This window comes from Mucilaginibacter sp. A5337, from assembly GCF_059690695.1.
The window spans coordinates 134,462-147,750 of the sequence record NZ_JCAWEC010000008.1; the positions used below are offsets into that span (position 1 = coordinate 134,462).

At 46.9% G+C, this 13,289-nt stretch carries 10 protein-coding genes; 9 read left to right on the plus strand and 1 reads right to left on the minus strand.

The genetic code is table 11. The annotated features are described in order from the left end of the window. The first annotated feature begins 3 nt into the window (after positions 1-3). Positions 4-777 (plus strand): DNA-formamidopyrimidine glycosylase family protein, encoded by a 774-nt coding sequence (locus tag AC59JO_RS25120; RefSeq protein ID WP_497308891.1) that lies wholly within the window; start codon positions 4-6, stop codon positions 775-777. Positions 778-1,708: 931 nt separating this feature from the next. Here the strand turns inward: AC59JO_RS25120 and AC59JO_RS25125 are convergent. After that, positions 1,709-2,671: a hypothetical protein gene (locus tag AC59JO_RS25125; protein ID WP_497308893.1), complete on the minus strand. Its 963-nt coding sequence runs from the start codon at positions 2,669-2,671 to the stop codon at positions 1,709-1,711. Positions 2,672-3,065: 394 nt separating this feature from the next. On the opposite strand from AC59JO_RS25125, the gene AC59JO_RS25130 reads away from it, so the two are divergent. The 8 genes from AC59JO_RS25130 (at position 3,066) to AC59JO_RS25165 (ending at position 13,288) form a co-directional block, all read left to right on the plus strand. Next, positions 3,066-3,197: a hypothetical protein gene (locus AC59JO_RS25130; protein WP_497308895.1), complete on the plus strand. Its 132-nt coding sequence runs from the start codon at positions 3,066-3,068 to the stop codon at positions 3,195-3,197. 86 nt (positions 3,198-3,283) lie between these two features. Then, positions 3,284-4,963: an ATP-binding protein gene (locus AC59JO_RS25135; protein ID WP_497308897.1), complete on the plus strand. Its 1,680-nt coding sequence runs from the start codon at positions 3,284-3,286 to the stop codon at positions 4,961-4,963. A 10-nt stretch (positions 4,964-4,973) separates the two neighbouring features. Beyond that, a complete protein-coding gene (locus AC59JO_RS25140; protein ID WP_497308899.1) occupies positions 4,974-5,639 on the plus strand; it encodes a response regulator in 666 nt (221 codons plus the stop codon). A 409-nt stretch (positions 5,640-6,048) separates the two neighbouring features. Next, positions 6,049-6,255, plus strand: a complete 207-nt coding sequence (locus AC59JO_RS25145) for a hypothetical protein (RefSeq protein ID WP_497308901.1) — start codon at positions 6,049-6,051, stop codon at positions 6,253-6,255. A 132-nt stretch (positions 6,256-6,387) separates the two neighbouring features. Next, on the plus strand, positions 6,388-7,863 hold the full coding sequence (locus tag AC59JO_RS25150; RefSeq protein WP_497308903.1) for a hypothetical protein: 1,476 nt from the start codon (positions 6,388-6,390) through the stop codon (positions 7,861-7,863). A gap of 3 nt (positions 7,864-7,866) precedes the next feature. Then, on the plus strand, positions 7,867-8,328 hold the full coding sequence (locus tag AC59JO_RS25155) for a hypothetical protein (RefSeq protein WP_497308905.1): 462 nt from the start codon (positions 7,867-7,869) through the stop codon (positions 8,326-8,328). Positions 8,329-8,387: 59 nt separating this feature from the next. Further along, positions 8,388-9,839, plus strand: coding sequence for a hypothetical protein (locus AC59JO_RS25160; protein ID WP_497308907.1), 1,452 nt, complete (start codon positions 8,388-8,390; stop codon positions 9,837-9,839). Positions 9,840-9,844: 5 nt separating this feature from the next. Continuing rightward, positions 9,845-13,288 (plus strand): hypothetical protein, encoded by a 3,444-nt coding sequence (locus AC59JO_RS25165; RefSeq protein WP_497308909.1) that lies wholly within the window; start codon positions 9,845-9,847, stop codon positions 13,286-13,288. Position 13,289 lies beyond the last annotated feature (1 nt).

Below are 13,289 nucleotides of genomic sequence, written 5' to 3' on the forward strand. Positions count from 1 at the left end.
GCCATGCCGGAAATCCCTGATTTAAACATATTCAGCAGCAACCTTGCCCGAAGACTTGCCGGAAAGACCCTGGCGTCAATCCGTATTCCGATAACCCGCCAGCTCAAAGTCCCCGAAAACCTGATGCGGGAGGCCCTGGAAGGTCAGCCTTTAACGGCCATTAACAGGATAGGTAAAGAATTACAATTTTTATTTGGAAACGGGCATGTATTGAGCATCCACCTGATGCTGCACGGCACCATGTACTGGTATGAAAATGAAAATGCCAACCGGTTTACGATTGCGGAATTGCTGTTTGCCGACGGTACGGGGCTGGCGATCGCCGACTGGCAAAAGGCGGTTATCCTGACGCTCGATCCTAAATCCAACGGAGCGCCGGATGCGATGGACCTGCCGGCCGGTTACCTGAAGACCGCACTTGCAAAATTATCGAAGCCGATCAAAACGGTGTTAACGAATGGGAAAACTGTCCAGGGTATCGGCAACGCCTATGTGGATGAGATTCTTTATGCTGCAAAAATATCACCTTTTTCAAAAGCCGATAAAATACCTGAAGCCCATATAGAAATCTTAACCCGGGCCATTGAAAGTGTATTAACTGATGCGGAAGACCATATCCGCGGAAATTTTCCGGATACCATCACTGAAAAGGAACGCGATTTTCTGCAGGTGCACCGGCCGAAGCAAACTTTGACACTTAATGGTGAGGTAATACTAAAAGCCGAGCTGGATAAACGGAAAACGTATTATGTAGAAACTCAGCAGCTGTTTGAATAAAATATTGCCGGTTAGTTTGTTATGAAAGGTTGATTGGCAAAGTGTCCGGTAATGATAATTATTAAATCAGCAATGATCATTCAACATGCTGTAAAATGGAATTGGCTCAAAGGAACCAACAACAGCATTCGTCCCCAATTGCCTTATAAGAGAAAGTCATAAGATTATGTTAGTTTCTAAAATCAGTTCAAAAGAAAAGAGGGGCAATTGGTTGCATCGAATAATAATTTTCTCATATCACAAGAAACGCCGGGTTCAATCAGTCCGGCGTTTCCATTTCCAAATGACTATTACTTTTTGTCAAATCACTTTTCAATACTTATAGCATTCGCATCAACCACAACAATCTCAGACTTACCCTGATAATCAATCACCTTCCCCTGTACAGTAATAGTCTTATCATCTATCTGACCCGCAGGTTTGATTTATCAGTTGGGTTTGGTAAGTTTAGGTACCCAAACTGAATGATCATGAAACGACTCCTTATCATGCTGTTCCTGGCTGCCGGAACGCTATTGTGTAAAGCAAGCCTTAATTCACCTGCTAAGACCTCCAATAGCAGCTTCGCTACCTGCAAGGGAGCAAACCCATGCAGGGCCTGCAGGAATTGCAAATACTGTAAACGTTGTGCAAAGCAGGGGCTGACATGCGGGGTTTGCAAAAAATAGGCTGAATGGCTTAAGCAGGTTGAAGACAAGCTGCCCGGGTTATTGGTTTGGCGGGTAATTGCAGGCTGGCTTTAAGCGAATTTTGACCGGCAAGAGGCCTGACAACGCCCGTTTTCCTTAATAGGGGTGTAGGGGAAATGCTATAGCTGATAGTAATTATTTCCGGTTTCCTGTCTGTCAGGAAATCGGAAATCCAGTCCGGCGCTTGTTGCGATTGCCGGCATGGAAGCGAACCGCCTTTCCATGCTGATTAAATCCTTCCTTTAGTTCTTTGCCGAAGCCTGGTTGGCGTATTTGTTCAGGATGTATATCGTCAATGGCTTCAGCCTGCGTTCCCGGTGAACCGGGTGAATGCCGCCCGCGGTATAAAATTCGACATTGCCGTCGATTTTGGAATACCAGACGTGGCCCAGTGACCTTTGCGTCAGGGTATCCGGCCTGGTGATCTTTTTGAAATTGGCCATTTGCAGGCTGTCCATCCCGAAAATATCCGAACCTTTTAATTTTTCCCTGCAGGAAATGGACCGGTAATGGTCCCCTGTCCAGCACATGCATTGTTCCTTACTTTGCTTCGCATTCCAGGCCCAAAAGAGCCCTCCAGCAGAAGTGCACAACAACAGCATCAAAACAGCCGTATTTCTTAACCTTGAGTTTCGGGAAGTTTTAATTATGTGAGGGGGAAGGACAGCCTGGTTGCGCTTCTCCTCTGCGTTGTGATTAGGCAACTGATTTTTTGTCCCTGCAGGTAGTCCGGGCAAAGTTATGACAGCTGGTTCTTCCATTTCTTCTTCCGGCTTTCTCTTTTCTAAAATCCTCCCCGGCAAATTCATTTGCCCGGCTTCGGGTTGATGTGCCCTTTCCAGTTTTTCGTAGGAACGATTCCACTCGTATGGGCGGGGTTTAAAGTCGATCAGCCAGGCCAGCAATTCGATGTTTTTTTCCTGAGTCCCGGAGGTATCCCCCTTTAAAAAATTATCAAGGGTTTTGAATTTCACTGCTTTAAGGTTTGTGATCGCCCGCATATACGCGGCAGCATCTTCGCGATACCCGAAGAATTGCCGGAGTATTTTTTCATCATGATGGTGGTCATAACGCGCTGTGAAAACGGCAATACATTCCTCCCGCAACCTGCCGGGCGTGGTATTGACCAAATTGGGCGAAAGCTGGTTCGCCGTTTTCTTTTCGTGATAGGTCAGCAGGACTTGCTTTTGATAATCAGCAAACATTTTCCAAAAAAATTTAAAGTAAAACTAACGGAATTTTCGGAATTCCGGCAGCATTTACGGAATCCTGCCGGAACGAGCGGAATTGCCGGAATTCCTTGCTGCAAAGCGGTTTAGGTCGCTATACATTTGCTTTCGTAATCAGACGGGCAGCCCGATAGCTAAGGGAAAACCTACCCGGCAGGTTTCAAAAAAAGAGCAGCGAAAGCGGCGGCCGCTAACCGGCTTGGGAAGCGGTAACCCGGCTTCCGCGATCATTGCTCACACTTCCCAAAAAAATGTAAGAAGCGCTTCTTACGCAGTTTGCCAGGCCCGGGACCGATCTCCCCGGGTGCAGGCCATTAGCTCACTTATTTAAATTTTTTGGAAAATGTTTAATCTATTCTTTGCAATATTTATGGCATTCGCATGCCCTGCACATAACCCTCACAACGGAAGCAATACCGGTACAGTAACGATTAATGCCGACAGCGGCGGCGATAACGGGCACCTGCCCCCTCCGCCCCCTCCGCCACCAGGTGGTTTTTAAATACTGTTGTCAAGGCAGGCCTTCAGGGCCTGCCTTTTTTATTGCATCCTGTATTACTTCACAGCTTTTTCCTACATTTATCTCCAATGATCACACCGGGAAAGCTGTCCTTATGTATAGGCATCTGCCTAGCAGTACTGTGTTCCTGCCGGGAGGCCAAACGGCCGGCACCGAAGGCGAACTGGGATACTTACCGGAAAGCCTATGCTTTTCTTTCCAGCCGGCCTGATTCTGCTTTTTATTATTTCAATGAAGTCGTATCGGCTTCCAAAGACAGCCAGCAAGTCGCCATGGCCTATACCAATATGGGCATGATCCAGTCGGAAGCGGGGGATAATTTCGGTGCGCAGGAAAGCCTGCTGCTCTCCCTGAAGTTCCTGGATGAAAAGGACGGCAAAGACCACAGCAGCCTGGTCAATGATTATAACGAACTGGGCATGACCAGCTTCAACCTGAAGAACTACGACGCTGCGATCAGCTTTTATGACCGGGCGCTTGGCGCCACCAGCGATGAGCAGCTGAAGCTGGTGATCCTGAATAATAAGGCCAATGCTTACCGGGAGCAGAAAGCCTATGGCCCCGCGCTGAACATCTATAAAGCCATTACGGGAAAGACCGGGAAGGACAAGGCTGCCTATGCGCGGGCGCTGACCAATATGGCCGCCACCCGATGGCTGAGCGACCCGCGCTATGATGCCGCACCTGAACTGTTAAAAGCGCTTGCTATCCGGGTGAAGGAAAAAGATGAATGGGGGCAGAACTCGAGCTTTGCACACCTGGCGGATTATTATGCCGGCAGCCGCCCGGATGCTGCATTGGATTATGCCCGCAGGCTGTATGCGACGGCACAGCGGCTCCAAAGCCCGGACAACCGGCTGGACGCTTTGGAAAAACTGGTTAGGATGGCGGGCCCGGGAGAAAGCCGTGGCTTTTTCGTAAAATACCGGGAGCTGGGGGATAGTATACAGACGGCGCATAATGCAGCCAAGAACCAGTTCGCCCTGATCCGTTATAATGTACAGAAGGAGCGGGCAGATAAACTCAAACTGCAAAAAGACAATACCGAAAAGAATTACCAGATCGACCGGCAAAGGTTGATCATATTAGGGACTTTTGCCCTGATCATTTTGGGGGCGTTCTTTTTACGCTTCTGGTATCGTAAAAGGAGGCAGCGGCTGGAGCTGGAGGCGGCGAACGCGATCAGGGAAAGCGAGCTGAAAACCTCTAAAAAAGTACACGATGTGGTGGCTAACGGCCTTTACCGGATCATGAAGGAAGTCGAAAACAGGTCGGGAATAGACAAGGCTGTGCTGCTGGACAGTATCGACAACCTGTATGAAAAATCAAGGGATATCTCCTATGATCATAAAACACCGGAGCGGGAGGCTTTCCATGAACACATTGCAACGCTGCTGAACTCCTTTGCTACAGACCAGATCCGGGTGCTTTCTGCAGGGAACAACGAAACCCTTTGGGAGCATACGAGCCCGGAGCAACAGGAGGAGGTCGGGCATATCCTGCAGGAGCTCATGGTCAATATGCGCAAGCACAGCGGGGCGACGAACGTAGCTTTACGCTTTAGCCTGGAAGAGCGGAGGGTGCATATTTTCTATGCGGATGACGGTGTAGGTATGCCGGGTGGGCTGAAAAAAAAGAATGGATTGCGGAATACGGGAAACCGTATCAAAGGTATGGGAGGCGAACTTATCTTTGACACCAGCCAGGAAAAAGGCCTGAAAATCCATATTTCCTTCCCGGCCATCTAAAAGCTGTATGATGTTTAAAAACGTATTGATCGCCGAAGATCATGAAAGCGCCAGTATCTCCGTCCGGAAAACCCTCGGGGACCTGGGGGTTACAACCCCTGATTTCGCTTATTACTGTGACGAAGCCCTGAAGAGGGTTTCGATTGCCATCAGGAACGAGCGCCCCTATGAACTCCTCGTCACCGACCTGTTCTTCGAACCCGACGACAATGCTCAGCGGCTGGCGGATGGCGAAGCGCTGATCGCGGCAGTGCGGCAGGTGCAACCGGACCTGAAGGTGTTGGTGTTTTCGGCGGAACATCGGGCAGGGGTGATCGAACCGCTGTTCGAAAGACTGAAGATCGACGGCTATGTCCGCAAGGCACGTCATGACGCACAGGAACTGCGGGTGGCAATGCAAGCCATTTTTTCCGGGAAAGTACATTACCCCGCTCACCTCCGGCAGGTTACGGGCCGGAAGAATGCCTATGATTTCACAGAGCTGGACGTGATGATCATTACCCTGTTGTCCCAGGGTGTGCTACAAAAAAACATCCCCGATTATTTACAGCAAAAGAACATGGAGCCCTCGGCTTTGCGAAGCGTCGAAAAACGCCTGAAGCAGATGCGGGACGCCCTGAACTTCTCGAAGAACGAACAGCTCGTGATTTTTTGCAGGGATATGGGCATCATCTGAATTCAGGCATTGGGTGCAGTTGATCCTGTGTAATGATCCGATAAAAATAACAGGGTACGCAGCATCGCGCCCGTCCCCTGTAACCTAAACCTTATCACAAATCGGGCCGGACGGCCCTTTTCTTTTGCTAAAGTAAGCAATTTTACGAGTAGATAAAACCTTTTATCTTTCAGGCAACGGCATAGTTTATTATTGAAAGCTGCCGGAGTGCCTGCGATGGTTTCCGGTATCTGTTTCTTTTAAGCATGGTGTCACCTCATTCTTTTTCTTCCTTTCAGACCTGCCCGGTCGCCCATGTAATCCCACGGTCCCGGATGAACAATCAAAACCTAAGCTCGTGCGGTTTCCCGCAAAAAAGGGGGCTTCTGAGGCGCTAATTTTGAATCGACACTAATTAACAAACTTGGTTATGAAAACATATTACGTAAATACCAACCCCCAGGCCAACGGCGACCATGAGGTACATCATGAGCATTGTTCGTTCCTGCCCGCACCGCAGCACCGGAAACATTTGGGTGTTTTTGCTTCCTGTAGGGGAGCAGTTACAGAAGCAAAGAAAACCTATCCCACAGCAGACGGCTGCGCTTTTTGTTCACCTGATTGTCATACCCGTTAGTATTACTCTATTAATGATCCACACCACCCGGGACACTCCGGTTTGCAGATAGCTGGTGTGGCTATCAACGAGAAGCACCGAATCTTTTACTACAGTTTTTAAAAATGCTCAATAAATAATTCTGGATAATTTATGAAGAAAATATACTTTTCTTTTTTATTTCTTGCAACGTGTCTGACTTCCTGCAAGACAGAGTTTGAAAACTTTCAGGATCATGCAATTAAATTCGCAGCCGGAGGGAAATTGAAAAAGGGGGCGTTTTATCAACTGCTTGATGAAATCGGCAGAGGGAAAGAAAGCAGTTTCAAGCAAGTATTTTACGTTCATAATCATCTTGATACGCTCAAAGTTGCGAACTACTTGTCGAAACTTTATGCCGTCAAAGGCATAACAATCCCTGCCCGGCTTATATGGGCAGCAAGCGGCGACGAAAATCCAACCGAAAGCAATAAATTTAATATTAATGTCTACCTGGAAAATTCGGCCAGCATTGATGGATATGTCAACGGACAAACTGAGTTTAAAGATGCTTTATATTCCTTACTCGGTGATATCAAATTAAATAATTACTGTGACAGCCTGAACCTGAATTACATTAATCATACGATTCCCTTTACCCGGTCAAATGCAGGCGCCGCGGATATTGATGATTTTATACAAACCTTAACCCCGGCAAGTTTTAAAAAGAGAGGAGGCGTCCGTTCTTCATCTGACATAAGGCAAATCCTTAACACAGTTTTGAGCCGGACTAACAGTAGAAATCTGTCAGTTGTAATCTCCGACTTTGTCTTTTCACCGGGCTTGCAGACGAATGCATCAAATTATCTCGCTCATGAAAGCATTGGTATCAAGGTAGATTTTGCAACCAAACTGAAGGTATTCAACCTGTCTGTAATGGTTATTCAGCTAGCATCCAGGTTTGATGGCTATTATTATGATCAAACAGATAAACCAGTCAGCCTGCATCTTCAGCGACCCTATTACGCCTGGATTATGGGAAGCGAAACCCAACTGAGAGCAATTATTAAAAGCGGCGTGATCGAGAATATAAGGGGTAGCTACCGGAACAAGCTCCTCCTGCAAAGAGTGCAACAAACCATGGTTCCTGATTATAAGATATTATACACCGGCAAAACCGGTTCCTTTCATCTGCCTTTGGGTGCCCACGGCCCTATCGAAAATGCAGTTGCATCGAGCCAGCCGCGGACGATGGACAAATTTGGGTTCAATGTGGCGGTTGACTATTCTGCAAGCCTCCTGCCACCGTCTTTTTTTTCAGATACCAATAATTATGCACGTAATAAGAATTATGGAATAGAAGCCAAACAGATCGGTAACACAACGGACCCTAGTCTAAAAAACTTTACGCACCTGATCCATTTAACTACAACAAAACCCAGACCGGAAACGATCACCGTCTCCATCAAAAGAAAAATTCCAGAATGGGTGGAAAACAGTAGTTCAGAGAATGATACAAAGATCGCCGCCTGGTTACCGGAGCAGGCAAAGACATTTGGTTTGAAATATTTGATCGAAGGCGTATACAATGCCTATTACCAGGCCTCTGGCAACAATACCATCAGCAGCTTTGACATTATTATAAAATAAATTATGAAAGACTTTTTTTCAAGTATGTATGAGTTCGGCGGGTTATTTTCATTATATGCCGCCGACCTGGGTGACCATCTCCGGGGATTTGACGTTACCTGTAGTGATTACATCGCGACACCATGGTATACTTATGTCGGCTGTATCATGCTTGCATTGACCGGATTCGCATACCTCGTGCAATATCATGTAATCGATAGTCCGCGCTATAACGGGAAAGGCAGCTGGTGGATAACTGTTTTGGTCCTCTCGGGGCTAAACTTTCTCATCGCTTTCACGATAGCTTATAATTCTGTCCATTCCGGGCAGGTATGTAAACAATTAACAATCACAGGAGGGGACCTTGCCGGCTTCGGCCTGGCAAGTGCTTTATGGGCTTTCATCATATACCTCTGCGTGACTTCTTTTCCGTGGATCCGGAGATTCAGTACCAATTGTAAATACACCACTTTTTGGAAACCTTAAACTAACATCACATGGCCCGTTTGTTTTTATTTGCTATCGGAGGGACCGGCTCCAGGGTATTGAAATCCCTGACGATGCTGCTGGCCGCCGGAATTAAGCCCGATACCCGCACCGACTTTGAAATAGTCCCGATCATTATCGATCCGCATAAATCCAATGATGACCTGAAAAGAACGCTTAGCCTATTGGAGAAATACCAGGCCATTACGGAAGTAGCAGGCACAGATAACGGCTTTTTTGGCACTCGGTTAAATACCCTCGACAAGCTCAGCAATTCTGAGCACCGTTTATCGAGCAGCTTCACCCTGGGCCTCCAACAGGTTGCCCAAACACGTTTCCGGGATTACATAGAATATGGTCAGCTGGACCGGGAAAGTGCAGCTTTGGCCAACATTTTATTTTCAGGAGAATCGGTCAATAAACGCGGCGAAACCACGGACCTGCTCGACCTTGAAATGGATATCGGTTTTGTGGGAAACCCGAACATCGGAAGTGTGGTTCTCAACCAGTTTAAGGATTCTGAGGAATTCCGGGAGTTTGCCGGTCAATACAGCCAGGAAGACCGTATTTTTATTGTTAGTTCTATTTTTGGAGGCACTGGTGCCGCAGGCTTCCCAACGATATTAAAGAATATCCGGAATGCCCTGAATAATGACCGGATCAACAGCCGTGGCAACGTTGCGAATGCAAGGGTAGGGGCACTAACGGTGATGCCATACTTCAACCTCGAGAACATCGACTCCAGCCCGATCCAGAAGTCGGATTTTATCGCGAAAACCAAATCAGCGCTTGCTTACTACAAGGATAATGTGAATGATCAGGTAAATGCATTGTACTACCTCATGGACGATTTTACCGGAAAACCGTATAAAAACGACCCCGGAGAGGGGGGACAACAAAACGATGCGCATTTCATCGAACTGGCAGGTGCTCTTGCCGTAATTGACTTCCTCGGTATCCCCGATGATGATCTGGTAACGAATGGCGGTCGCGCTGCCAATCCGATATGCAGGGAGTTTGGAGTAAGGGCTGATAAACAGTCCATCACATTTCCCGACCTCCATGATGACAGCGAAAGGATTATTGCTAAACGGCTGTCCCAGCTGATGCTGTTCAACAAGTATTTGAAAGATCAGCTGAGTAAGTCTCTTGGCAGGCAATCCTGGAGCATAGACGCACCGGCTATCACCACGGAGTTTATTCAGGAGAATTTTTATCGTTCCAAAATTGCTGATTTTATGAAAGCTTATGAAGAGTGGCTGCGCGAACTGCAATTAAACAGCCGGTCTTTCTCACCATTTAACCTGGATGCGTCGCTCGACGCGACGATTGTCGGACGTAAGGCCGATACTCCTCTTTTCGGATCGAAGGTAGATATGCATTCTTTTGACGATATGCTATCTAAAACTGTGAAAGGGAAAACTTATCGTTCAGCTGACCAGAAATTCATTAATCTTTTTTACCATGCCACCGAGGGATTACTTACCTCTCGGTTCAGCTTTAAAAAATAATCCTTATGACAAAGATATTCGGTTATTCAAAGCGGGGCGGACAGGACTGGTTCGATACCGACGCGTATGGGGACACGGAGATTGAGCTGATCAATGACCCCGAAGGAGGAAGCGGGGAATCGTTGCCTACTGCGATCCCGACACCATTTGCCAGAATGGACCTGGCCAAAACCGCTTTTAAAAACATCAGCCGCACACCGGAACTGAGAAGCTATAATGCTAATGGAGATACCATCGCAAGCAGGGAAAATGAAAAGCAGGTCTCCGATGCCCTTGACCTTGCTGAAATATTATTCAATATTGATAATCTTGGTGACCGGGTAAGCCTGATCCGCTGGGACAGGGATCTTGAGCTGGCGAAATTGAAAAATGGCATTCCAGAGCATCGCCGTTTTGCGGAAACCCTTAAACTTTATCTGTCAGAAGATCAGGAGGCATTCAATTTTGACCTGATGTCCTGCCTCTACCTGGTGGTGTGTGATCATAAAGTGATTGGCTGTACCTCCCCTGTGACGCTGTTTTTTGCGACAGGCAACGATCTCAGTCACGCTGCGATTAACCTGGCTGGTAATGCCCGGTCCTTTTCAGGCAGTTTCGTGCCGCTTTACGCCAGGGATGAGGATTTTCAGTTTTACCTTCACGCGCTGTTTAAGGCTAATCCAGTACTAAGTTCCCGGATGCGGTATTTTAACGATTACCTGATGAAAAACCTGGAAATACTGAGCAGCAGGAAGCCATTACTCTATAATAGGATCATGCGGCAAATGGGGACTGCGCTGGTTGACGGTTACAACGAACTGGATACCGGGATCAACGGAGCTACCGTCGAAGTATTGGGTGTTGCCCTGCGAAAACGCCGGGTTGAAAGTATACTTGACGCGGTCAGTCAAAGTGATTTCAGGATCAGCTCAACTAAATTCAAAGGGGAAAAGCCTCCTTTAGTGTTACAAAATAATTTAACAAAGTCGGGGTTCCGGTATGTTCAGGATGCCTGGGATACAAAAAAAACTATACCGTTTTCAGATCCATTGCCGCTCGCTCAAAGGAAACTTCCGAATCTTAGCATTTCTTATCCCTACCTGACTTACAGCGACTTTTTGGAGCCGCGGCTGATCCGGCTTATTTACCCTATTAATAAGGATAAATTTTTTGACGGAAATGTCCGGGTGGAAGCGGGTGACGATTCCAAAGGTTACCTGTTGCCGCTGAAACCAGCGTTTTTCGACTATTTCAATTCGGCCGATCTGCTTGACAAGTATCCCGGCAAGCCGAGTATAGAATTGATTCAGGGCGCAAGTGCTTCGGTCAAAGTCGTTTTGAAGATCCCTGTCCAAAAACAGGGAGAATACATTACGTTCGAACGAACCTATTATTCACCCACAGAAGGAACAAGTATGGATGCAGCGCCGGAAATGAACAAGGGAGCGATTGTCGAGCATCAGATCGGCGTATCTGTTTTTCCTTTTATTAAAACGCCTGCCACAGGTATTGCAGCCAGTTACCGCGTTCAGGTGATCGACCGGGACTGCTTTGGCTTACAGAAAAATGCCCAGCTGGAACTGAAATTCTTTTCTGACAGAGCAAAGGAAACACTTGCGGAGACCGCCAGGAGAAAACGGAGGACGAAAGGGGGCGATACGGCCAGTTCTGAATATTACGTCCTGAACGAACAATTTGATTATATCCAGCTTCGGAACCTTACCACAGATGGAGCCAGCGGCTTTATCATTCCCAAATGGCGTTTCTACGAACCCGGGAATGAGGTCTTTGAATTTGCTGTGGATTTTGGCACAACCAATACCCATATCGAATACAAAAACAGTGAAGAGGGGCCAAAAGCATTTGATATAAAAGCCACGGAAACGCAGGTGGGCACCCTGTTCCACCCGGATCGGCTGGATTCGATCAGACGGTATTCAGCTGATGATATTTATCAGCTGATCGATTACGAGTTCGTACCCAAACTGATCGGTAACCAATCGGAATATGCATTTCCCCAGCGTACCGTAATTGCGGAAAACCGGGCACTCAATATCGATGCCGTGGAAACATTTACTTTGGCCGACCTTAATATCCCCTTTGTATATGAAAAGAAAGAGGATAAAGACAAGATCCAGTCAAACCTGAAGTGGGCAAAAAAAGAGAACGGCAATGCACAACGTGTACACGCGTATCTGGAAAACCTGATCATGCTGATGAGAAACAAGGTTTTGTTTGGTAAAGGGAACCTCGCCCAAACACGGCTGACCTGGTTCTATCCCTCCAGCATGACGGCCGGTAGACGGGGCCAGCTCGAAAACGAATGGCGTGCACTTTTTGAGCGGTATTTCGGCAATCCTGACAACCTTGTAGGTATGACCGAATCCCTCGCCCCATACTATTATTTTAAGGAAAGTAATCAACTCAGGGGGATTTCAAAGCCGGTTATCTCTGTTGACATCGGTGGAGGTACGACCGACGTCGTCGTGTTCAGGAGTAACAAGCCCTTGCTGCTGACCAGTTTTAAATTCGCAGCGAATTCCCTGTTTGGCGACGCTTACAGTGAATATGGTGCTGCAAATTCCAATCAGCTGATCAGTAAGTATTTTATGCATTACAAAAAACTGCTGGAGAACAATAATAAGTATGACCTGGTCAAAGTGCTCAACTCCATCAGGGAAAAGAACCGCACGGAAGACATCAATGCTTTCTTCTTTTCAATAGCTGACAAACAGGCAAATGGAAATTCCCGGCTCTATTCCTATAACAAGCTACTTTCCCATGACGAAGATATCAAGATCGTATTCCTTTATTTTTATGCAGCGATCATTTATCATATCGCTAAACTTTGTAAGTACAAAAACATTGGTCTACCCAAAAATCTTATTTTCAGCGGTACGGGATCCAAGGTGCTTAATATCATAACGCCCGATATCAAAACGCTGGAAAGACTTTCCGAGATAATATTTGAAGAAGCATCGGGGGATAAATTTGACGGCGACGGCTTTAGGGTGGTGATGGAAAAGGATCATCCCAAAGAGGTCACCTGCAAAGGCGGCCTGATGACCAACCAGGCCACGGAAGTCATCGATCCCGAAGATATCAAGGTAGTTTACAGCTGCGTGGATGGTGATGCTTCTACTACTGCTCTCAGATACGAACTGCTGGACGAGCAAATAAAGGAAACCATTGTGAAGGAAGTAAAAGCATTCAATGAATTCTTCCTGAAGCTGGACTCGCTCTATTCGTTCAAAACAAATTTTAATGTTTCTCATCCCGGCATGGAGCTTTTTACCGCAGAGTTCGGCAAGCATACCTACGATTTCCTGGAGGAAGGATTGGAATACAATAAGAAAATGAATGGCGTGAGTACAGGTGAAATCGAAGAAAGCCTTTTCTTTTACCCGCTGATCGGAACCATTAATAACCTGATGAGTGAATTGTCTGCATTATCTGCAGTTATCCAATAAG